Here is a 22,715-nt window from a genome sequence, read left to right on the forward strand (position 1 = left end):
CAGACGACGGCGACGGCGTCGGGGGTTTCCCGGGCCCGGCGTATCACCAGTTCGTGAATCGCACCGACCGGGAGTTCAGCGCCGTCACCCGCCCACGACTCCACCAACTGCCTCTCGGCAGGCGCCATGAGCGGCAGCCGGCTCACCGGAAGATCGGGCGTGGCGAGGATCTGACCGAGCAGGATCTGCCAGTGGTCCACCAGGGTGCGGATGGTGCCGGCGTCGAACAGGTCCGTCGCGTACTCGACCTGGAGATGGAGCCCGCCCGGACGCCGGTACACCGACCAGGTGAGGTCGAACTTCGCGGTCCCCGTGGCCACCATGGAACGCTCGACGCCGAGCCCTTCACCGAAGGGCTCCAGCGGCTCCTCCTCATGGAAGGCGAAAAGCGTCTGCACAATCGGGTTGTGGCTCAGTGAGCGTTCGGGGTGCAGCTGTTTCACGGCGAGATCGAACGGGGCCCTGCTGCGGGAGAGCGCGCTCAGCAGCGACGCGCGGGAGCGCGCCACGAGCTCCCGGAAGCCGGGGTCGTCCCCCAGATCCACCCGGAGGACGAGCGTGTCGACGAAGAAGCCGACCAGATCGTTGAGCTTGGCGTTGTCCCGGCCCGCCACCGGCGAACCGACGACGACATCGCTGCTCCCCGAGTGGCGCGCGGCGAGCACCTGGAAGGCAGCGAGCATCACCGTGTACAGACTGACGTTCTCCTCGGCGGCGAACGCCTCCAGCGCCGCCGAGGACACTCCGGTGAGCGGGAAGTCCGTCGTCTCGCCCCGATAGCTCATCTCAGCCGGACGGGGGCGGTCCGTGCCGAGGTCCAGCACGGCCGGAGCATCGGCCAGCGCGTCCGTCCAGGCCGCCAGGGCCTTCTCCGTACGAGGGCCGTGCATCGTCTCGCGCTGCCACAACGCGTAGTCGGCGTACTGGACCGGCAGTGGCTCGACCGATCCGCCGCCGGCACGGTACGCCTCGTTCAGCCGGCGCTGGAACACATCGAGCGACCAGCCGTCGCAGGCGATGTGGTGGAAGGTCAGCTGCAACCAGTGCTCGTCCTCGGACAGCCGGTACAGCGACGCACGCAGCATCGGATCCCGGGCCAGGTCGAACGGCCTGCGGGCATCCGCCTCGACGGCCTCCCGGGCGCTGCGGACGCGGTCGGCGGGTGCGAGGCCGGTGAGGTCGACGAGCGGGCAGTCCGTCTCACGGGTGTCCAGCAACCGCTGGCGCGGCTCCCCGTTCCCGTCCGCCTCGAAGACGGTGTACAGGGCGTCATGACCGGCCGCGGCCGTAGTGACGGCGGCCGTCAGGCGGGCGGCGTCCAAGGGGCCGGTGAAGCGGAGAACGACCGGAATGTTGTAGACGACGTTGTCCCCGAGCCAGCGGTCGAGGAACCAGAGCCGCTGCTGGCCGAATGAGAGCGGACCGCGCTCATCCGGCCTGGCGCGGAGCCGGCCGGATGAGGACGGTCTCGTTCCGCCTCCCGTACGTGCGTCTTCTCCCGCGTTCTCGTCGGTCGTGGGGATGCCGTCCATGATGACGCCCTTCTCACCGGTCCACTAAAGGTCCAATAAAAACGAAACGCGGCCGCGGTTTTTTGAAGAGCACACAGAGCAGTGCGTACGTGCATCGCCGAAGAGGACCTGTGAACGCTGCGAAGAACTGCGGGATTATTTGCATGGGACATGGAGGAGCGCTGTCACATTAGAGAGGCGCATCAGAGCCGGTCAACCCTCGTGATTGGCGCCTGACCTGCGCCTTTTAACGATCGGGAGGGTTTTTGATCACATCGTTAGCGTAAATTTAGGGAAGTGATAGAGCTAAATAAGCAGACGTCCGCCTTGTATATGAACGGCAGATTGAATCGCGTCCCGGTGCGGCGCTCCCTCCGGAGCCCGTCGAGGCTCGCGGGGGAGTTGTGCGTGACCGCCGGAGGGGCGGTCATCAGGACAGTTGTGACGGGATGCGCGCCGATATCGGGCCGGCGAAAGGGAATCGGTGCCCACGGCCGAACCGCCGCGCTGCCACCCGAGGGGCAATCACTTCCGGGCCAGCACCGTCGAACTGCTCGCCAGGCGACAGGAAATGGTCCACAGGCCGATTTCGGCCGCCTGCCGGCCCGCCGCCTCCACCTGGACGCGCTCCTGCTGGTACCAGGCGACCGGGTCTGCCAGCAGACGGTCGATCAGGCTCCGCGGCATCGCATGGCAGCGGATGGGCTCATCCGGTACGGGCGGGTCCCCGTACCCGCCGCGGCGCTGCGCTTCGCCGGTGAGATACGCCAAGGTGTCGAGAACGCGCCGTAACGCCGCCCGCTGCTCCTCCGGCGACTCCTCCGCCGCCAGGCGCTCCAGGGCGAAGGCCCGTACGAAGGCGGGGAAGCGGTACCGGACGGCTCTGGACACCGGGTCCACCACTGCGTCGAGCAGGTAGGACTCGGTCAGCTCGTCCAGCAGGTCCTGGGCGCGGTGCGGTTCGCATTCGAGGAGGGGAGCGCCGACCCAGGGGGCGAAGTCGGGTATCTCCAACTGGGCGAGGCGGCGCAGAGCCCGCTGGGCCTCCGGACTGAGCGTCCCGTAAGCCGGGGTCATGCATGTGCGGACCGTCTGTTCCACATGGCGCAGTTCGTCCGGGCGACGGGCCACGCCGGCGCATCCGTCCACTGCCTCGGCCTGGGCGACGGCGTCCGCCACGGCCCGGTGCGGCCGGGCAGCCAGGCGTGCGGCGGCCGCGCGCAGCACGAGCGGCAGATCGTCGCAGGCACGGCAGAGCTCTTCGACGGCCAGCGGTTCGGCGGCGACCCGCCGCCGTCCGATGATCTTCATCAGCAATTCCACGGAGCTCTCCCGCCGGAACCTGGAGAGCTCGATACGGGTGTCCGCGGGAAGCCCGGTGAAGCGCCGCCACGAGGTGATCAGCACCCGCGATCCGGACGACCCGGGGAGCAGCGGGGCGACCTGGCACTCGGACGCCGCGCCATCCAGCACGACGAGGACTCGGCGCTCCGCCAGCAGGTCACGGTACATCTCGGCGCGCTCCTCGACACTGCTCGGGACGGCTTCGTCGCTCACCCCGAGCGCGCGCAGGAAGCGCCGGAGCACCTCGGTGGCGCTCGTCGGGTGGCCCGGGGCGCCGGACAGCTTCGCGAAGAGCTGCCCGTCGGGGTAGTCCGGAGCGAGCCGATGGGCGACATGTACGGCCAGGGTCGTCTTGCCGGAGCCACCGCGTCCGGTGATCACGGTGACGGGGACGACGGTCCGGGGCGTGCCGGTGCGGGTGGGGGCGGCCAGAATGCGCTGGATCGCTCGCGTGCGGCCGGTGAAGTCGGCGATATCGGCGGGCAGCAGCCGCGGAATCTTGTGCGCCGGAATCGCAGCAGGCGCCGGCACTGCCGGAAGGGGCTGGATCGCCGGGCCGCTGCCGGGTCCGTCCGGCGCGGCGGCCGGCGCGGTCACCTTGATGAAGGGCTGGACCCGGGGCGGAGTGCCCCACTCCTCTTCCCCCGTCAGGATCATGCGGTGCAGTCGCTGCAGTTCTGCGCCGGGCTCGATACCGAGCCTCTCGACGAGGGCCGCCCGCGCCTGGCGGTAGGCGTCCAGGGCCTCGGCCTGCCGTCCCGCGCGGTGGAGTGCGCTCATCAGGAGCACCCGCAGGCGTTCCCGGAGTGGGTGGGCGGCGACCAGAGCGCCGAGTTCACTCACGGCGCGGTGGTGATTGCCGAGCCGTAGTTCGAGTTCAAGACATTGTTCCTGTACGGCGAGGCGCCGCTCGTCGAGTTGGACGGCGTTCGCCCGTACCGGCTTGCTGCTGATATCGGTCAGGGCGTGCCCCTGCCACAGCCCTAACGCGGCCCGTAACTCCTTTACCGCCTGCTGGGGTTGATGGGCGGCAGCGGCTCTTCCTCCTGCGGCTACCCGTTCCTCGAAGGCGTGGAGGTCGAGTTGCCCCTCGGCCATCCGTAAGAGATAACCGGGCGAGCGGGTCACGATGGGGCCGGGGCGTGGCCCCGCGGGGAGCATGCGCCGCAGTGCGCAGATACCGATCTGCACCTGGGTGCGGCTCGTCGCCGGCGGCTTCCGCTCCCATATGGCCTCCACCAGGCGGTCATTGGAGACGACGCGTCCCGATTCGAGGAGCAGCATCGCCAGGACCGTGCGCTGACGCTGCCCGCTGACATCTATGTGCCTGCCGTCGTCCACGACTTCGAGTGGCCCCAGAATCCTGAACTGCATGGGCCCCCTTCGTGGCAGTGACGGCTCGTAGAGGGCGATGGCGACCGGCCTGAAGCACCGGTTCGCCGACCTCACCGTGCCTGGCGTGTTCGAATACTGGTGCAGGGTGTACGAAAAGCGGATACAGGATGTGCATTCGAATGATTGCATGATCGAAAGGGGCCAGTCAACGACTGACTGCTCTGGTCGCGCCCGTCAACTTCATTTCTCTTCAAATGCGATATGAGGCGCCGCTGCCCGTGAGTTCCGGAAAAAGAACGTCTGAAATTCCATGTTTGAAGCGTGAGCACCCCGGTTTTCTCCGCGTGCGATTCGCTGGGGATGCTCTCGCCGTCGACAGGTGATATGTCCGTGATGCCTGCCGGGTTCGCGACTCCGGGACGCCGCCCCCGTGAGTCGTTCGGAAACCTGCCTCGGCACCTTGACGTGCGGCTGGTGGGCCCGCGGTGGCCTCGATGCCTGCTCGGTCGCCGCTGCTGTGGTCGAGCACCATTCGGCGGAACCGATGCAGTGAATGGTGGCGGGCCGCGTGCGGGGGGAGTTGGGGTGTGCGGGGTGACGGCGGGCCATGTCGGCCATCGTCGTAGCGGATGGCCGGTGGCATCAGCCTCCGCCGTCCTCCGTACCGCTCAGCCGTGACTGGGCACGTCGGGCCCGTAGTTGGCGATGCCGAGAAGCTGCCGGACGATCCGCCTGTGACCGGGCGCCACAGATTTCCGGCAGTAGAAATACGTCCTGACAACGCAGGGCCGAGCCCGGAGCTGCCCGCCGCAGTTGGATGCCACGGCAGTCCTCAGGAGTCCTCGGGCTGCAGGTCGATCGGCAGACACACCTGGAAGCGGGTGTCGCCGGGCTGCGAAGAGACCCGGATGTCCCCATGATGCTTGTTGACGACGATGCGGTAGGAGATGTCCAGCCCGAGCCCAGTGCCCTCACCGACCGGCTTGGTGGTGAAGAACGGCTCGAAGATCCGCGGTCTGATCTCAGCCGGAATGCCCGTGCCCGTGTCGGCCACCTCCACGAGCAGCCGCGCATCCTCCCTCCATGTCCGAATCGTCAGCGTGCCCCCGTCAGGCATGGCATCGACGGCGTTGACGATCAGATTGGTCCACACCTGGTTGAGCTCGGCTCCGAAAGCCGGAATCGGCGGCAGCCCATGGGCGTACTCCTTGACCACCTGGACACCGGAGGGGATCTTCGCCTGCAGCATGGTCAGCGTGGCGTCGAGCAATGTGTGTACATCCACCGTCTGCTGCGGTGCCCGGTCCAGTTGCGCGTACTGCTTGGCGGCGCCGACCAACCCGGAGATACGGGTCACGGCATCTTCGATCTCGCCCATCAGAAGTTCCGTATCGACGGTGTACGCCAGCCAGCGCACCGTGGGGCCGAGATTGTCCTCACCGATGGTGTCGGCTGCCGAGGTCAGCCACGGCACGCCGATGCCCGCGGCGACCAGTGTCGGTGCCAGTTCCCATGCTTCCGTCACCCCGTGCTCATCGAGCCAGTCGCCGACGGCATCCTCGGCATCGGCAGCAGCCAGCGCGGGCAGACCGGAAGCCGTTGCGGCCCGTTGCACCGCATCGTCCTGCAGCTCTACGAGACGGTGCAGTTCGGTGCCGTCCAGCCGACCGTCAGCGATCAAGGCGAGTTTGTGGCGCATGCCGGCCACCCGCTCCCGCAGAGCCGCAGCGGCCCGCACAGCGGCTGCCGCAGGATTGTTCAGCTCGTGGGTCAGGCCTGCCGACAGCGAGGCCAGGGCCAGCAGCCGCTCCCGCTCACTGACGATCGCGTTGGCCGCCCGCGTACCGAAGAAGAGTCCCTCCAGCAGGTGCAGCGCCATCGGGAACCACGTGCGTACCGCATGGGCGAAATCATCGGCGGGCAGCACGAAGAACTCGGCATCGGTGACAGCCCGCACCGTGTGGGGATATCGCTGTTCGACGCGGTCCCCGAGGTATGCACGGGTTGCCCCGCTGTACACACCGCGCTGATCGGTGCGGCTGACCTCCACATCGTCGCCGTGCAGCACACGGCTGAGCGCGATGGCACCGCTGAGCAGGACGAAGAAGCACGTGGCCGGTTCGCCCTCCCCATACACCACGCTTCCGGCCGGCCGTTGCTCAGCACGGCCGCGCTCCGACAGCCAATTGAGCTGCTCGTCACTGAGCTTCTCGAAGAGGAACAGCGTCCGCAACTGCTCCGGTGACAGATGTACTGACGTGGTCACTGTGCCTCCAGATAGCGATGCACCAAGGAGACGGCCATGGCTCCCTCGCCGACGGCCGACGCGACTCGTTTGACCGAGGAGGAACGCACATCTCCGGCGGCAAAGACACCAGGCACGCTTGTCTCCAGGTGGTACGGATCTCTCGGCAGCCGCCAGCCCGCCGGACGCTGCCCTCCGGCCACCAAGTCCGGTCCGGTCAGCACGAATCCGCGTTCATCACGGGAGACCACTCCCTCCAGCCACTGGGTATGCGGCTCGGCCCCGATGAAGATGAACAGCCAGGACGCAGCAACGGTGCGCACGACGCCGGACCGGTTCTCGCGAAGGGTCAGCCGCTGCAGGTGCCCCTCGCCCTCACCGCCGAGGACTTCGGTCCACGCGTGGATCTCGATGTTGTCGATGCCGTTGATCTGGTCGATGAGATAGCTGGACATCGAACGGGTCAGATCGCCTTGGCGGATCAGCACGTGGACGCGCCGCGCGTAGCGCGAGAAATAGACCGCTGCCTGTCCTGCGGAGTTGGCTCCGCCGACGATGTAGACATCCTCCCCGGAACAGCTGGGGGCCTCGGTGACGGCGGACCCGTAGAAAACGCCCGCACCCGTGAACTCCTGCAGCCCGGTGGCGGCCAGCCGCCGGTAGGACACTCCGGTGGCCAGGACCACGGTGTGGGCGGCAATGGAGCTATCAGGCCCCAGGTGCAGCACCCGGCCCGATCCTGCCGCCTCCAGCGCGACGGCCCGTTGCGCACTCAGAATCTCCGCCCCGAACTTCAGCGCCTGGCGGCGAGCACGTTCGGTCAGCTGGGAACCGGAGACGCCGTCGGGAAAACCGAGGTAGTTCTCGATGCGGCTGCTCTGTCCGGCCTGCCCGCCGGTCGCCCGCTGTTCCACCAGGACCGTACGCAAACCCTCCGAAGCCCCATAGACGGCAGCTCCCAGACCGGCCGGCCCGCCACCTACCACCACCAGGTCGTAGAAATCCGAGGCCGGAACCGTGCTCAGTCCTACCTGCGCGGCGAGTTCCTGCTCGGTGGGGGAGACCAGGGGCTCGCCGTCCGGGGTGACGACCAGCGGTACGTCGGCCGCCGACAACCCTGCGGCGGTCAGCAGACGTTGCCCTTCCGGCTCGTCGGACAGAAGCCACCGGTAGGGCACGAGGTTGCGGGTGAGGAAGTCACGGACAGCGAAGGACGGTGCGGACCAGCGGTGTCCGACCACGCGGGTTTCCGTGATCCCTGGATCAGGTGTGTCGTGCCACAGGTCCAGCAGTGTGTCGATCACCGGGTAGAGGTGCTGTTCCGGCGGGCTCCAGGGTTTGACGAGATAGTGGTCGAGGTCCACGACGTTGATGGCGTCGATCGCCGCTTCCGTGTCGGCGTAGGCGGTCAGCAGCACACGACGGGCGAGCGGGAAGAGATCCATGGCCGCCTCGAGGAACTCGATGCCGTTCATGTGGGGCATGCGGTAGTCGGCCAGCATGAGCGCGAGCTGATCGCCGCGCAGCTTGATCTCGCGCAGCGCGTCCAGGGCATCGCTCCCGGAGAGAGCGCGCACGATGCGGTAGCGCTCGCCGTACTGGCGCCGGATGTCGCGGGCGACCGCCCGGGAGACCGCCGGGTCGTCGTCGACAGTCAGGATCGTCGGGTTCGCCATGGTTCCATCATTCCCGCAATGATGCGGAAACGACGGGTGAAGATCCGACGGGGGCTCCGGCAACCACGGTGATCAACCCCGGAGGAATGCCCCGGCCGGGGCCTTGATCACCGTGGTTGCCGGGCGGACAAGGGCTACCAGGGTGCCGACGGCATGGTGTGAATGGTCCGCCGTGGCCGTCGGCAGCACCTCTCGGCCGGCCGAGAGGCGGTGGACGTCGCGCATGCGCCGCTTCGCGCGCTCGGAGAACAGGCCATGCCCACGGTCATGAGCTGACTGCTCCTGCGGAATCCGCGTTGCCGCACTGCTCGCATCACCGGTCCGGGCACGGTGTCATTGCCGGAGGGCCCTGTCCTGGGACCAGCGGCGGATCACGTGACTGCTTGGCTGTCGGTCGTTGCTCTGTGTGGCTGCCCGGTCCCCGGATGAGTCATGTCACGCGCAGTCCGCCGTCGACGAACAGGTCGAGGGCGTTGACGCCGGAGTTGCGGAGGACGAATTCGGTGGCATCGACGACCTCGGCCGTCGTCACGAGGCGTCCGATAGGGGTACGCGCCAGGTGGAGGTGTTCGGGTGCGTCGCGCCACTTCGCGCTGTCTCCCACCACGCCCGGGTGAATCGCATTGATGCGGTGGGGTGCGATTTCCACGGCCAGGGTCTTCACCAGACCGGTGATGCCGCCGTTGAAGGCCGTCACCATGGTGGAACCGGGGTAAGGGCGTTCCTTGGCCAGGCCACCGAAGAGCACGACCGACGCGCCGGGGTTGAACCGGTCACGCAGGACTCGCACGGTCTCGGTGTAGCCCACCAGTTTGGTGGTCACGCTCTCGATGGCTGCGGCGATATCGAAGTCCGCGAGGGAGTTGACGCCCTGTTTGATGGCGGTGATCACCAGGTTGTCGACCTCGCGCACATCGCCGAGCGCGGCGGCGATCGTCTCCGGCCGCGACAGGTCAACGGCCAGGCCCCGGGTGATCCCCCCGATTTCGCCGGCCACGGTGTCGGCGCGAGCCGTGGTGCGGCTGGTGATGACGACAGTGTCGCCGCGGTCGGCAAATCGCTGGGCCACAGCGCGGCCCAGTCCGCTGCTTCCTCCGACGATGATCGAGGTGGTCACGATCCAGTGGTCCCTTCTGGCTGGCAGGTAGACGAAAAGGAATTCCTTTGAAGCAGGATTCAGCGGTGGCACTGCCGCTCCGGTGGCCCTGGGCGGCCGGGACCGGAACGACGGCCCGCATTCGGACTACGACGGCGGCCTCCTCAAGTAGTCGACTGCGGCGAGGTCGTCGTTGTCGTGGCCGGCTGCGACGGTCGCTCGCAGGCGGTCCCGGACGGCCTGGAGCAGAGGGCTGGGGGTCGCGGCTGCCGCGGCCAGTTCGATGTCCTTCAGGGCGAGTTGCACCGCGAATCCGGGCGCGTACGAGGCGTCGTCCATGACGCCTACCTTCTGCAACTCGTACGGCATGGCGAGCGGGCCCGCCTCAAGCACCCGGACGAACGTCGTGTGGTCGACGCCGAGTGCGTCGCACAGCGCGAGTACGTCGCTCATGGCGACCGTCGAGGCAGCCATCCAGGCATTGACCACAAGCTTGACGGCGCTGCCCTCGACCTCCGTCCCGACGTGGAGGACGGACGAGCCGAGATCGTCGAGCAGGGGACGCGCCCGCGCAAGGACGTCCTCGGGGCCGGCTGCCAACCAGACAAGCTTGCCCTGCCGAGCCGGAGCGGTGCTTCCCGAGACCGGTGCGTCGAGGTACGCAACACCGTGATCACGAGCCAGACCGGCCAGCGCGTCGGCGTACCGCGGCCCTACTGTGCTCGCCTGCACCCAGACGGCATCGTTGTCGAGCCGACCGATGGCATCTGACATGACCTCCGTGACCGCATCGCCGTCACGGAGCACAGTGATGACGACGGACGCGCCGGAGACCGCATCGCCCACTGCCCTCACTGCCGTGACCCCGGCAGCGTGCTCCGCCACCGCACGGGCCCTCTCCTCCGTACGGTTCCAGAGCCGTACGTCGTGGCCGGTATCTCTGAGACGCATCGCCATCGCGGCGCCGAGTGCGCCTGCTCCCAGAACAGCGACGGTGGAAGCGTGAGACATGGAAGACCCCTTTTCCGTTTCCCCTTGTCCATGTTCCACCGGCAACCCGAGTCTTTCCCGGCAAGGAAACCTCCGGTGGGGCGTCGCGGGCTCAGCTCACCGCCACGCCGTAGGGGCTGGCGCCGAGGGTGACAGTCGCGACGACCTTGTGTGAATTCGGGTCGATGACCTTGAGGGTGCCCGCTCCCTGGTTCGTGACGTAGATCGCCTCGTCGGTGACCTCCAGGCTGAACGGGTCGGTGCCGGGAGGGCCGAGGGCGATGGTCGCCGAGACACGGTGGCTGCCGGTGTCGATCACGGATACGTTGCCCGGACCGAGATCGGCGGAGTAGGCGAAGTGGCCGTCGGGCCCGATGGCCACGTCAAAGGGGCCCTCGCCGACCTGCACGGCCGTCGCCTTGCCGGTACGGGTTGCGACGGCAAGGACCTGCTTTCCCACTTCGTCGGCGACGTAGGCCGACTTGCCGTCCGGGGTGATGGCGACGCCCACCGGGGAGCGCCCTGCGGGGAGGGTCCGGTCGACCCGGCGCGTGCGGGTGTTGATGACCGACAGGCTGCCGGACCCGGAATTCGCCACGTAGGCCGAACCACCGTCAGGACTGAACGCCACGTTCACCGGAGACTTGCCGACCGGGACGGTCGCGGCGACCCGGTTGGTTCGGGTGTCGATCAACGAGACAGTGTTCGAACTGCCGTTGGTGACGCAGAGTGAGTTGCCATCGGGGCTGAGGCCGACACCGGTGGGGCTCTTTCCGACCGGCACGGTTGCAACGATCTTGTTGTTCCGGGTGTCGAGGACCGAGACCCGGGCCGATCCGCTGTTGGCGACGTACACGTGCTTGCCGTCCTTGGCGACCGCGACGCCTTCGGGCGCCACGCCGGCCGGCACGGTTGCGACGACCTTGTGGGTACGGGCGTCGACCACCGAGAGGGTGTTGTCCTGCTGGTTCGTGACATACACGCGGCCACTGGCACCGGCGTGGACGGGCGCGACCGGCACGGCGGAGTCCTTGCGGACCGAGGTGGCGGGCGTACAGGAGATCAACAGGATCCCGATGCCCACCGCGAGTGCCGGCCGGAGCGCCCTGCCGGGTCGGCGGCGGCCGTTGCCGACTCGGTTCCGCAGGGCAGAGAACATCTCGCCTCCTGTGCGCATTGCGATGGTTCGGTCCGGAGCGGGGCGGCGTCTCGCCGACGCCGACCAGGGGCAGAGAAGGATCAGGCCAGGAGCCCGCGGGCGTAGTAGTCCTTCTCGTCCCGGACTCCGGGAAGTGCGAAGAAGTACCCCCCGCCCCGTGGGCTGATGAACGGCACCAGTGTTTCGTCCTCCAGGCGGGTCTGCATGGCCACATAGGTGTTGAGCTCTCGCTGGAAGCAGACGAATGCATGCCCCATGTCGAGTTCCGGCACGTTGGGGCTCCGGTCGTAGTCGTAACTGCGGCGCAGGATGGTGCTGGTTGCCGCGGTCTGCGGAGTCTGGGGATTGGCGAGGCGGATGTGAGAATTCAGTGGGGTGATCAGGCCTTGCGGGTCGTTGGTGTAGATGGGGTCGAGGAGATCCGTGACGTTCTCATCCACGGCGTACATGGGGGCGCCACTCGCCTTGCGGCGGCCGAAGATCCGCTCTTGTTGTGCAACGGGCACCTTCTGCCACGCCTCGATGAAGAAATGCACGATACGCACCACGTGGTACGTGCCGCCCGCGGCCCAGGCCGGTTCGGCGCTCTTCGGCTGGACCCAGACCACCTGATTCATCTGGGCATCGTCGGTGACGGTCGGGTTGGAGATGCCGTCCTTGAAGCCGAACCAGTCACGCCGGACACCGACGGGACGCTCCGGATTGCGCTGGCCGTCAATGCGCCAGCGCAGCTTCATCGCGGACTTGGTGTGGGTCAGGATGTCGATCAGGGCGTGCACCGTCGTGTCGCGGTGATCGGCGCAGATCTGGATCAGCAGGTCGCCCTGGCTCAGCGCGGGGTCCAGGTCGTCGTGGCGGAAGGGTGTCATCGTAACGAGCTGGACCGGCTTGCGCGTGCTCAATCCGTAGCGGTCGTCGAAGAGGGACGCGCCCACTCCGACTGTGAGGGTGAGACCATCCGCCACAAACGTGGGTCCCATGATGCCGTTGTCCGTCGGTGTTGCGGTCGGGGGCACCTCCGGTGGCCTGCCGCCCGCCGTGAGGAAGCGGGCCCGCGCGGTCAGCGCGCGGAACAGGTCGGTCAGCTCCGCCCGGTCGGAAGCGGTCACGTCGAACGAGACGAAAATCGCGTCCTGTTGGGGCGCAGTGGCGATGCCTGCCTGGTGATGGCCGTGAAAGGGAATCGTGCGGGATTTCGGTTGCGCCTTGATCTCGACCATCGTGTCGGCGAGCGCCTCACCGCTGCCCGAGGCCGCCCCGCCCGCTGCTCCGGCCAGGCCGGCGGCGGCGCTGTGAAGAAACGACCGCCGGGCAAACGCACTCGCCGGGCACCCTTCGCCGCTCCACCCGTCCTCCAGGGACGCGGATGTCTCGTCAGTCATGGTTCCTCTCAGGCAACGATCCAGGTGGCAAACCGTACGGCGCTGCCGCGATCGGATTCCGTGAGCCGACCCCGGCCCACAAGGCGCGCGACCGTGTGCGGCAGCCCAATCGGTGTCTGGATTGGCGCAGTTACATAACCGCTTCGCAAAAAGTAATATATTGGACGCTCAGGCTCGCGCCACTTGAAGAGACGCCGCTTGGCCAGCCTCTCCCCACCATTGACGTCCCGTCGGGGCGCGGCCCGTCGAGCACGCGGTGGCGAGAACGGCCCTGTGGTGTGAATGGGGCGTACGGATGCACCACTCGGAGCCGGTGGACGCCCTCAGCCACTTCTTCAGCGCTTGTTTACTGCCGAGCGAAATCCCGCGGTGCTGATGCCGGCCGCCCCGTGCGCGTCGTAGGTCTCGCTGGCCGGACAGGTGATCACGTTCCCGGACAGCGGCACCCAGCCGGCGTCGGGGGGTGGCTGTGTCGCGCGAACGCTCCACAGAGGTGGCGCACAGGCCGGGCCGCGTGCTTGCTGGTAGTGAGCCGCGTGCGATGTGGGGGTCCCCGGAGTGGAGAGGTAATGAGGTCTCGGTGCAAGCTGCCCGAACTGGCCACTGCTGTCGTTGTCGTCATCGCCCTCCTGGTCGGTGGCTGTGCCGGCGAGCAGCCACCGGAACGGGAACAGGCGCAGCCGGTGGCTGTCCCTCTGGAGTCGCCGGCGGTTACGCAGGGAGCCCCGCTGAAGGAGCCGGCGCAGATGGTGAGCCGCAACGGGGTCCTGCGGGTGGAGCTCGTCGTGCAGAGGCGAAGGGTGGAGGTGGGCGGCCGCAAGCTGTGGGCCCTCACCTACAACGGCAGTTACATGCCCCCCACGCTGCGCATCCGGCCGGGGGACAAGGTGGACCTCTCGATGAAGAACTCGCTGAACGAGTTCACCAATCTGCATGTTCACGGACTTCATGTGTCGCCGAGCGGCAATTCCGACAACATCTTCGTTCACATTCATCCCGGCCAGACGTTTCACTACGCCTACCGGTTCCCGAACACCCTGCGGCCCGGCACCTACTGGTACCACTCACATGCACACTCGATCTCGGCGCCGCAGGTCGCCGGGGGCATGTCGGGCGTCCTGATCGTCGACGGGCTGCAGGAGTACCTGCCGGTGGGATTGCGCCACATCACCGAGCACGTCATCGGGCTCAAGGACTTCCAGGTCCAGGGTGATGCGGTCAGGACCCAGAACCTGCACATCGGCGCGTCCACCAATCGCACCGTCAACGGTCAGCTGAACCCGACCATCCGCATCCGGCCGGGTGAGACCCAACTGTGGCGGTTGGCCAACATCAGCGCCAACATCTACTACAACATCCGCCTGCGGGGTCAGCGGTTCCATGTGATCGCCCACGACGGCACCCCCGTCGACCGGATCTGGACGGCCGACTCGCTCCTTCTCGCGGCGGGCGCCCGCTTCGACGTGCTCGTACAAGGCGGTCCGACCGGCCATACCCAGTTGCAGACGCTCGCGTACAACACCGGGCCGGCCGGTAACAAGTTCCCGCAGGCGACCCTGGCAACCCTGGTCTCCGAAGGACCTTCCGCGCACCCGGCGGCCCTGCCCACCTCGGCCTTCGCGCCGGTCGCGGACCTGAGCCACTCGGCGATCGCTGCCCGGCGCACCCTCGTGTTCTCCGAGAACAAGGACGGCAGCAAGTTCTACATCAACGGCAAGCAGTTCGATCCGAACCGGGTGGACGTCCGGTCCAGGCTGAACACGGTCGAGGAGTGGACCGTGCGCAACGACAGCAACGAGGAACACTCGTTCCACGTGCACGTCAACAAATTCCAGTTGATGAGCATCAACGGCCGGCCGCACCACGGCCACGGATTGCAGGACACGGTGAGCGTGCCCGCCAAGGGGCAGCTCGTCGTCCGGATCCACTTCAGGAACTACACCGGCAAGACCGTATTTCACTGTCACATCCTCAATCACGAGGACGCGGGCATGATGGCGGTGCTGGAGATCGTCAAGTAACGTGCCGACGTCCGCAGTGCCAGGGTGAAGCGGTCACCATCGGCGCCGACGACGGAGGGGCGAGATCTCCGCGACGACGGCCCGCCACAACGTCAGGGGCCGGCCCGTCATCCACGGGCTCGCCCGGTCCCGCATCCAGGGTTCAGCGCCCCTCGCGCCGTCCGCATCGCCCTGAGCGCCCATGGCCAATGGGTCGTTCGCCCTGATGGTCCTGATCGGCGCTTGCGCTTCGGCCTGCTGTCACGGCGAAGGGCCGGGGCGAAGGCGGGGTTCGCCCCCACAGTCTCGCAGCACCCATCAGTGACACCCCGGCGCGCACGGGCGGGAGCGGCGCACACGCATTCGATATAGCTCAAATGTTCGAATGCGAGGTACGCTGCATGTATGGCATCGCATCAGCTCCAGGGGTCCCTGTTCGATCAGAGCGACGACGTGCGTCTACGCCCACTGCACGGCCTCCGCAGAACAGGGCTCGGCGACGGCGCCTGGATCGACCTCCTCCCGGGCTGGCTGAGTGGCGCCGACGCCCTGTTCGAACATCTGGCCACGAGCGTTCCCTGGAAGGCCGAACGACGGCAGATGTACGAGCGAGTCGTGGACGTCCCGCGCCTGCTTGCCTTCTACCGCGTCGGCGAACCGCTGCCGCACCCCGTCCTCGACGAGGCGCGGCAGGCACTCTCCGCGCACTACGCCGCCGAGCTCGGTGAACCCTTCACGACGGCTGGCCTGTGCCACTACCGCGACGGGCGCGACAGTGTGGCCTGGCACGGCGACCGCATCGGCCGAGGGGCCCGCGAGGACACGATGGTCGCCATTCTCTCCGTCGGAGAGCCCCGCGACCTGCTGCTGCGCCCGCGCCGAGGCGGCGACGTCGTTCGCCGGCCACTCGGACATGGCGACCTGATCGTGATGGGCGGTTCCTGCCAGCGGACCTGGGAGCATGCCATCCCCAAGACCGCGCGGGCCGCTGGAGGACGTATCAGCATCCAGTTCCGGCCGCATGGGGTGCAGTGACCCCTCACCTCGCAGGCGGCGCACTCGCAGGATCGACGCCCCTTCGCCCTCGGACACAGCCGGCAGAACCCCCCGATCGGCCTGCCCGGGGCGAGCTGGTGCCGGACGGCGGGTGTGCCACTCGGGGCCGGACTTTCCTCCGACTGGCGCCGGTGCCCGGGCCGGGGCGATTCTGATTCTGACGGCCAGGTGGTGAACGAGGACGTGCCCACCGTGACGAGGACGATCACGGGAGTCCTCCACTGCGTATGCGCGGTGAGAGATTCATCTGCTGCCGTGAATTCTGTGACCCTTACGCCGCGATACCCGCATTCGGCATGACCGCCGGATTCCCGTGGACGGGAGAAGACCGATGAGCGGAAAGCTGACAGGCAGGAAGGCCCTGGTCACCGGCGGTGCGCGAGGGATCGGTGCGGCTGTGGCCCGCAGGCTCGCCGCTGACGGAGCCGACGTGGCGATCAACTACCGGAGCAGTGGCGACGCGGCCGAAGCGCTCGCCGCCGAGATCACCGCCGACGGCCGCCGTGTGGTCGCCATCAAGGCGGACGTCAGCGATCCGGACCAGATCCGTCGGCTGGCCGATCAGGCCGCCGAAGCTCTTGGTGGACTCGACATTCTCGCCAGCAACGCCGGAGTTGAGCACTTCGGCAAGCTGGACGACGTCACCCCCGCCGACTTCGACCGTGTCTTCGCAATCAACACACGAGCCCAGTTCTTCGCCGTACAGAACGCGGTACGGCATATGGGCGAAGGAGGGAGGATCGTACTGACGTCATCGCAAAGTGCCCACAAGGCGGTTTTCTACCACGCCCTTTATGCGTCCAGTAAGGCCGCAGTCGAATGCATCGCGCTCAACCTCAGCGCCGAACTCGGCCGACGCGGCATCACCATCAACGCCATCGCGCCCGGGGGAACCGTCACCGACATGTCCGCTCACGCGGCCTCCCACTACGTCCATCCCGACGTCGACACTGAATTCCACACCCTCATTCGCACCACAAGTTCGCTCGGGCGGATGGCCCAGCCCTCCGAAATCGCCGCAGTCGTCGCGTTCCTGGTGTCGGACGATGCCTCGTTCATCACCGGCCGGACCATCCAGGCCGACGGTGGCTGGTTCTGATCCAAGGAAGGCAGGGCCGCCCGATGAAGTATCAGGTGGTCGGGGGCCATCGCGGCGTCCTGCTGGGCCTTTTCGCATCACCGCAGCGCGTCCCCCGCATGCGAACGAGGCATTGAGCGCTGTAGTCGGCAGCCCGCACGCTTTCCAGGATTGAGGTAGAGGAATGACGTACGTCGCCCAGGACCGCCCACGTATCGGCTGGATCGGTGCCGGCCGTATGGGCTTCCAACTCGCCGCCCGGCTGCTGGACGCGGGGCATGACGTAGCGGTCTACAACAGAACCCGTTCCAAGGCCGAACCGCTGGCGGAGCAGGGAGCGGCGATCGTCGAGCGGCCGGCCGATCTGGCCGACCGGGATGTCGTCTTCACCATGGTCTCCGCCGCGCCTGACCTGGAGGCGGTCACCACGGGCCCCGGCGGCGTGCTGACCTCGCCGGATGCCGCCCCGGGGGTGCTGATCGACAGCTCGACGGTGTCGACCCAGGCGTCCGCGCTGATCCGGAGCGAATCCGCCAACCGTGGGACCGACTTCCTGGCCGCCCCGGTGAGTGGGAACCCGAAGGTGATCGCCGCAGGGAAGCTGACGGTTGCGGTCTCCGGCTCGCGCGAGGTGTTCGGCCAGGTCGAGCCGCTGCTGGCACTCCTCGGGCGCGGGGTGACCTACGTAGGCGAGGACGAAGTCGCCCGTCTCGTCAAGATCGCACACAACGTCTTTCTCGGTGTCGTCACCCAGTCGCTCGCCGAGATCACCGTTCTCGCGGAGAAGGGCGGTGTCAGCCGCGCCGCCTTCCTGGAATTCCTCAACGACTCCGTGATGGGCTCGGTCTACACCCGCTACAAGTCGCCCGCGCTGGTCAACCTGGACTTCACACCGACGTTCACCATGCCGCTGCTGCGCAAGGACCTCGATCTGGGATTGTCCGCGGCCCGCGAGCTGGAGGTCCCGATGCCGCTCGCCGCCGCCACCGCTCAGCTCGTCGCCGGCGCCATCGGCGCGGGGCACGTCGAGGAGGACTTCGCCGCCCTGATCCTCGAACAGGCCAGGAACTCCGGCATCGCGCTGGACCCCCAGAACGTGGCCGTGGACGACGGTCTGTCACCGCAGGCATGACCTGCCGACCCAGACCGCCGATGCCGGCGGGCCCACTCGACTGCGGCGGCCGACGCCTTGCGGCCGATACCGCGCCCCCGGTGTTCGGGCAGGACGGTGCAGGACACTTCGGTCGCACCTCGCGGGAAGCGAAGGCGCGCCGGGCGTCTCCTCAGAGGCCCGCTCCGGCCTGGTCATGACCTCATGCTGTCCAGCGTGAGGTGCAAGGTCGCGCCTGCCGGGCGATTGACGTCCGGCGGTGTCGTCGGGCTTGGGGCCGTGGTCACCGCGGACAGGTGACGGGGCAGGCCGGTCAGTCGGAACCGGCCGTCGCGGTCGGTGGTGGTGCGTGCCACGACTGTGTCCGTCGCATCGACGGCGCGTAGGACCGCCCCGGGCAGCGGGCGGTCCGGGCTCGGCCCGCAGACCACGCCGGCGATCTGCCCGTTTGTCCCGGGGGCGGTTGCTGCGGCGGCCGGTTGGCCGTTGCCGCCGGTCCTCAACGTGTACGTGGCCGGGCGGTAGCCATGTGCAGTGACGATCAGCGTGTACACATCGAGGGGGAAGTCCCCGTTGGGGCGGGGTTGGTCTTCGCGCAGTGCGGGCGGCCCGGCCGGAGCGGTGTCGGGGCCGACCGTCCGCGGGGCGGCGTGCGCGACGCCCGAAGCGGGACCGCGGGTTCCGACGGGGACTGCCGCGCGGTCCGGGGTCCCGGAGCCGTCGTGTGCTGTCTCCGGGCCCATCAGTGCCGGGCAGGAATAGTCCGTGGTACCGACGGTGGTCGGCTGGTCGGTGTGCACGTACTTGCCGCCGCGCAGCCAGGAGGCGACAGCGGCGACGAGGCAGGCGGCGATGGCGAACACGAACGCGGCTTCAAGGCCTTTCGCGAACGGCCCGGAGATCAGGGCAGGGAAGAAGCCGCGGCCGGTCAGGTAGGCCGCGTGGCTCGCCGGCAGGTGATCCAGCACATTCGGGCCGAGCAGCGTCTGGACCGGGTTGTAGCCCAGCAGCGAGGCGAACAGCACCGAGACCGGCGGCAGGGCCGCCAGCCGGTCCGCGTCGGCGGCCGGGACGCCCTGGGCGACGAGGCCGCTGGACAGGGTGTGTGGCAGTGTGCCGGCCAGGCCGAGGACTATCAGGGTGAAGAACACCCCGATCGACAGCACCAGCGCAGAGTTCTGGAAGGTGGTGCTCATGCCGGCGCCGACCCCGCGCTGGTCCGCGGGCAGACTGTTCATGATCCCGGCCCGGTTCGGGGAGGCGAACAGTCCCATCCCGATCCCGTTGAGCAGGAGAATCGCGGCGAAGGCCCCGTAGTGGAAGTCGACCGGCAGGAGCGCCAGCAGCACGAAGCTGCCTGCGGCGACGATCATGCCGCCGGTGGCGAACGGCCGCGCACCGAAGCGGTCGGACAGCCAGCCCGAGACCGGCCCGGCGATGAGGAATCCGACGGTGAGCGGCAGCATGTAGATGCCCGCCCAAAGCGGGGTCTGGGTGAAGCTGTAGCCGTGCCGGGGCAGCCAGATGCCCTGCAGCCAGATGATCAGGATGAACATCAGCCCGCCGCGGCCTATCCCGGACAGCAGGCTCGCGAGGTTCCCGGCGGTGAACGCACGGATGCGGAACAAGCTCATCCGGAACATCGGCTCGGCGACCCTGGTCTCCACGATGCCGAAGATCACCAGTACGACCACCCCGCCGATCAGGGCGGACAGCACCCAGGGGTTGGTCCAGCCCATGGTGTGCCCCTGGTAGGGCTGGATGCCGTAGGTGATGCCCGCCAGCACCGCGATCAGCCCCACGGCGAAGGTCACATTGCCCCACCAGTCCAGCCGGGCGGGCCGCCGGATGCCGGTGTCGTGCAGTTTCCGATACGACCAGAACGTGCCGAACACTCCGATCGGCACCGACAGCAGGAACACCATGCGCCACTCCACCGGGGCGAGCAGCCCTCCGAGCACCAGACCCATGAACGAGCCGGCGATGCCCGCTACCTGGTTCAGTCCCAATGCCAGGCCGCGTCTGTCGGCCGGGAACGCGTCGGTGATGATCGCATTGGAGTTGGCCATCAGCATCGCGCCCCCGACACCCTGGCCCACGCGCATCAGGATCAGCCACAGCGCGCCCGCCGTGCCATGCATCCAGGTCACCGACAACAGCACCGAGAACACGGTGAAAACCGCGAAGCCCGCGTTGTACATGCGAACCCGGCCGTACATGTCGCCCATCCGGCCGAAGCTGACCACGAGCACCGCGGTGACCACCAGATACCCCATGATCAACCACAGGAGCAGGCTCGTGTTCCCCGGCTGCAGAGGGTCGATCCCGATTCCGCGGAAGATGTCCGGCAGCGCGATAAGCATGATCGACGCGTTGATCGTGGCTATCAGAACACCCAGCGTGGTGTTGGAAAGCACGACCCACGCGTAGTGCGGGCCGGCGGTGTCAGCGGTGGCTCCGGCCCGCGCCCGCGCCGCACGGGATGCGGCGGACCTCGCAGTCATGGGCACGTCCTCGAACGAGGAGGGCTGGATCAGTTCCTGCTCCCAAACTAACTCTCCTCCGATTTCGCGGATCTTGCTGCCGGCCGACGGGGCAGCCGGATGCCGGTGTGGGCCCGAGCGCGCTCGGGCGGGTGCGGTGCACGGTCACCGTGCACCGCGTAGGACACGCCCGCGGCCAGGGCGCCGACCAGCACCTGACGGGAGCCCGAACGCCACACCGAGCGCCCGTTGAGCGCGGTGGCAGTGTCCGAGGCGACGCCTTCGGGGCGGGCCACGTCAGTGGCCCGCCCGGCTTCCGAGGAGGCCCGGACAGATGCTCTGCGGATCGTGCTGGTACGCCGGTTCGCAGAGCTCTCGGGTCAGTAGCTGCGGAAGTGGCAGCCGGCCGAGGCCGAGGCGTTCCCGCCTCGTCGCACAGGCTTCAGGACGTGCCGCCGAAGTCGACATCCTTGGTCTCGACCGTCCCGGCCGTCCGTCCCGGTGCCGTCTGGTAGGTCCAGTACAGGTTCGTGTGCGCGATGACCTGGTCCGGCGGCGGCGCTCCCCATGCCGTCTGGTCCTCCGTCGTGTGGGCGTCGCTGACGAGGGTGGTGTCGTACCCCCTGACGAATGCGCCGTGGAGCGTCGAGCGGATGCACGCATCGGTCTGTGCGCCGACGACGACGAGTCGCCCGGCTCCGAGGCCCGACAGGACGGTTTCGAGGGTGGTGTCCTCGAAGGAGTCGCAGTAGTTCTTCTCGACGAGCGGCTCGGCGTCGCGCGGAGTCAGCTCGGGGACGATCCGCCAGTCGTTGCTCTCCCTCACAACTTGCTCGTCGGAGTGCTGGATCCAGACAACGGGTGTCCCTTCCAGCCGCGCCTTCTCGACAAGGCTGCCGACGTTCGCGACGACCGCGTCGCGTTCATGAGCCCCCTCGACGACGCCGTTCTGCACGTCGACGACGAGCAGTGCGGTGTTCGGCCGATTCTCGAGTGTGGTCATGGTCTCCCCTTGCTCACTCCGGATTACTGTGTCCAAGCACGGTAGACCCGCCCACTGACAGTGGGCCGGAACGAACCCCGCCGCCAGTCTTGACCTCCGCGTCACACCACTGGGAGTTACAACAAGCCGCTCGGCGCGGCCAGGTCAGTTCGGTGCGCATGAAACGGCCTTCAGCGGGGGGAGGGGGGCTTGACGCCGGCCCGGCCGGTCAGGCGGAGAGCAGTGTGTGGCGGATCAGTCGACGAGCGCAGGGGTAGCGGTCGGGTGGTGACGGCGTCGGCGGGCGAACGCTCGGAAAGTCGACTCCCGGGATGGGCGCTCAGGCCCTCGTCTCCTCGCGGCCAGGACACACGCGGGTGCCGGTCAGCGATACGCAACGACCCGCTGTCGGGACCGGACGGCTGGTCTTCTCGAAAATCCGCAGCCGGTAAGGCCCTTGGCGCTGAGGCGTCCACCGCCTGTTACCTCACTTGGCGGTAAGTGGATATGTCCAGGCTTGCCGGAGTTGCGTGATCTTGTCAAGGTTGCTGAAAGGTGAGAGGCGTGACGGCCGCGTGCCGTTCGTCAGCCCTGCCCCACGGAGAGAGAGCGACCATGACTGACAGTTCCCATGTGTCCGGCTCAGGGGACACAAAGGTGCAACATCCCGTTCAGAAGACACTGACGCACCCCGTGCGGAGGGTGACGTCAGCAGTGGAGAGGGTCCCCGGGGCGGATCGGGTCAAGGGGCTCGTCGACGGTGTTCTGGACTCCGTCGGGATCGTCTCGCCGCATGCACGGCGTGTCGCGGCGTACACCGGTGCCGGACTGCTCGGCGTAGCCGGTGTGGTCGAGTGGCCGGTGGCCATGGCGGGCGCCGCGGTGGTGTGGCTCACGCAGCCGCGTCCGAAGGATGTCGCGGCGAGCCCCGCCGCCGGAGAGGCCCGCACCGATGGATTGCAGGCGAAGCGGGCCGCCAGGTCGGCCAAGGCGCAGACCACCGCGAGGCCGGCGAGGACCCGCCCGGCCAAAGCATCGACCACCTCGAAATCGAAAACGGCAAAGAAGCGTCCGGCCAAGTCCTCGACCATCTCCGGGCCGGCGAAGACCCGCCCGGCCAAGGCGTCGGCTGCCTCCGGGACGGCGAAGACCCGCGCGTCCAAGCGCGCAGCGACGAGCGCCACGGGCACCTCGCGCGCCAAGGCGGGTGGGCGGAAGAAGTCCTGAGGTCGCCTCCCATCCGCTGTTACGACCGTTCCGTGCCCGG

General features: G+C 68.0%; 16 protein-coding genes and 2 pseudogenes. 5 read left to right on the plus strand and 13 right to left on the minus strand.

Annotated features, from left to right (window positions below; genetic code table 11):
- The 8 genes from ACFVYE_RS42820 to ACFVYE_RS42855 form a co-directional block, all read right to left on the minus strand.
- Positions 1 to 1,532, minus strand: a 1,532-nt coding sequence (locus tag ACFVYE_RS42820) for a condensation domain-containing protein (RefSeq protein WP_383968488.1), incomplete at its 3' end; no start/stop codon positions are given.
- 504 nt (positions 1,533 to 2,036) lie between these two features.
- Positions 2,037 to 4,229 (minus strand): BTAD domain-containing putative transcriptional regulator, encoded by a 2,193-nt coding sequence (locus ACFVYE_RS42825; protein ID WP_389608838.1) that lies wholly within the window; start codon positions 4,227 to 4,229, stop codon positions 2,037 to 2,039.
- 793 nt (positions 4,230 to 5,022) lie between these two features.
- Positions 5,023 to 6,456 (minus strand): ATP-binding protein, encoded by a 1,434-nt coding sequence (locus ACFVYE_RS42830; RefSeq protein WP_389608840.1) that lies wholly within the window; start codon positions 6,454 to 6,456, stop codon positions 5,023 to 5,025.
- Entirely contained in the window at positions 6,453 to 8,111 is a 1,659-nt protein-coding gene (locus tag ACFVYE_RS42835; protein WP_389608842.1) for an FAD-dependent oxidoreductase, read from the minus strand. Before ACFVYE_RS42835 ends, ACFVYE_RS42830 begins: the two co-directional genes overlap by 4 nt.
- Positions 8,112 to 8,541: 430 nt before the next feature.
- Entirely contained in the window at positions 8,542 to 9,228 is a 687-nt protein-coding gene (locus ACFVYE_RS42840; RefSeq protein WP_389608843.1) for an SDR family oxidoreductase, read from the minus strand.
- 126 nt (positions 9,229 to 9,354) lie between these two features.
- Positions 9,355 to 10,218, minus strand: coding sequence for an NAD(P)-dependent oxidoreductase (locus tag ACFVYE_RS42845; RefSeq protein ID WP_389608845.1), 864 nt, complete (start codon positions 10,216 to 10,218; stop codon positions 9,355 to 9,357).
- A gap of 91 nt (positions 10,219 to 10,309) precedes the next feature.
- Complete coding sequence (locus ACFVYE_RS42850) at positions 10,310 to 11,356, minus strand: beta-propeller fold lactonase family protein (protein WP_389608847.1); 1,047 nt, start codon at positions 11,354 to 11,356, stop codon at positions 10,310 to 10,312.
- A gap of 80 nt (positions 11,357 to 11,436) precedes the next feature.
- Positions 11,437 to 12,738, minus strand: a complete 1,302-nt coding sequence (locus tag ACFVYE_RS42855; protein WP_383968469.1) for a Dyp-type peroxidase — start codon at positions 12,736 to 12,738, stop codon at positions 11,437 to 11,439.
- A gap of 569 nt (positions 12,739 to 13,307) precedes the next feature.
- Here ACFVYE_RS42855 and ACFVYE_RS42860 point away from each other — a divergent pair.
- The 4 genes from ACFVYE_RS42860 to ACFVYE_RS42875 all read left to right on the plus strand — a co-directional run bounded on the left by ACFVYE_RS42860 (position 13,308) and on the right by ACFVYE_RS42875 (position 18,004).
- Positions 13,308 to 14,759 carry a multicopper oxidase family protein gene (locus tag ACFVYE_RS42860; protein WP_383968466.1) on the plus strand — a complete coding sequence of 484 codons (1,452 nt, stop codon included), beginning with the start codon at positions 13,308 to 13,310 and terminating at the stop codon, positions 14,757 to 14,759.
- Positions 14,760 to 15,143: 384 nt separating this feature from the next.
- Positions 15,144 to 15,773 (plus strand): alpha-ketoglutarate-dependent dioxygenase AlkB, encoded by a 630-nt coding sequence (locus tag ACFVYE_RS42865; RefSeq protein ID WP_389608850.1) that lies wholly within the window; start codon positions 15,144 to 15,146, stop codon positions 15,771 to 15,773.
- 352 nt (positions 15,774 to 16,125) lie between these two features.
- A complete protein-coding gene (locus ACFVYE_RS42870) occupies positions 16,126 to 16,893 on the plus strand; it encodes an SDR family NAD(P)-dependent oxidoreductase (protein WP_383968461.1) in 768 nt (255 codons plus the stop codon).
- A gap of 163 nt (positions 16,894 to 17,056) precedes the next feature.
- The gene (locus tag ACFVYE_RS42875; protein WP_389608852.1) at positions 17,057 to 18,004 is read left to right on the plus strand and encodes an NAD(P)-dependent oxidoreductase; all 948 of its coding nucleotides are present in this window, start codon (positions 17,057 to 17,059) and stop codon (positions 18,002 to 18,004) included.
- 32 nt (positions 18,005 to 18,036) lie between these two features.
- Here ACFVYE_RS42875 and ACFVYE_RS42880 read toward each other — a convergent pair.
- The 5 genes and pseudogenes from ACFVYE_RS42880 to ACFVYE_RS42900 all read right to left on the minus strand — a co-directional run.
- A pseudogene (locus tag ACFVYE_RS42880) lies at positions 18,037 to 18,159 on the minus strand (GNAT family N-acetyltransferase); the annotation flags it as partial.
- 18 nt (positions 18,160 to 18,177) lie between these two features.
- On the minus strand, positions 18,178 to 18,537 hold the full coding sequence (locus ACFVYE_RS42885) for a carboxypeptidase-like regulatory domain-containing protein (protein ID WP_389608862.1): 360 nt from the start codon (positions 18,535 to 18,537) through the stop codon (positions 18,178 to 18,180).
- A gap of 117 nt (positions 18,538 to 18,654) precedes the next feature.
- Positions 18,655 to 20,487 (minus strand): annotated as a pseudogene (locus tag ACFVYE_RS42890) (MFS transporter); the annotation flags it as partial.
- Between the two features lie 47 nt (positions 20,488 to 20,534).
- Positions 20,535 to 20,762, minus strand: a complete 228-nt coding sequence (locus tag ACFVYE_RS42895; protein ID WP_383968455.1) for a hypothetical protein — start codon at positions 20,760 to 20,762, stop codon at positions 20,535 to 20,537.
- A 146-nt stretch (positions 20,763 to 20,908) separates the two neighbouring features.
- Positions 20,909 to 21,469, minus strand: coding sequence for an isochorismatase family protein (locus ACFVYE_RS42900; RefSeq protein WP_383968452.1), 561 nt, complete (start codon positions 21,467 to 21,469; stop codon positions 20,909 to 20,911).
- Between the two features lie 681 nt (positions 21,470 to 22,150).
- Here ACFVYE_RS42900 and ACFVYE_RS42905 point away from each other — a divergent pair.
- Positions 22,151 to 22,675 carry a hypothetical protein gene (locus ACFVYE_RS42905; protein WP_383968449.1) on the plus strand — a complete coding sequence of 175 codons (525 nt, stop codon included), beginning with the start codon at positions 22,151 to 22,153 and terminating at the stop codon, positions 22,673 to 22,675.
- The last annotated feature ends 40 nt before the right edge of the window (positions 22,676 to 22,715 follow it).

Origin of the sequence: Streptomyces sp. NPDC058239 (assembly GCF_042882185.1) — a bacterium.
Classification (GTDB): domain Bacteria; phylum Actinomycetota; class Actinomycetes; order Streptomycetales; family Streptomycetaceae; genus Streptomyces.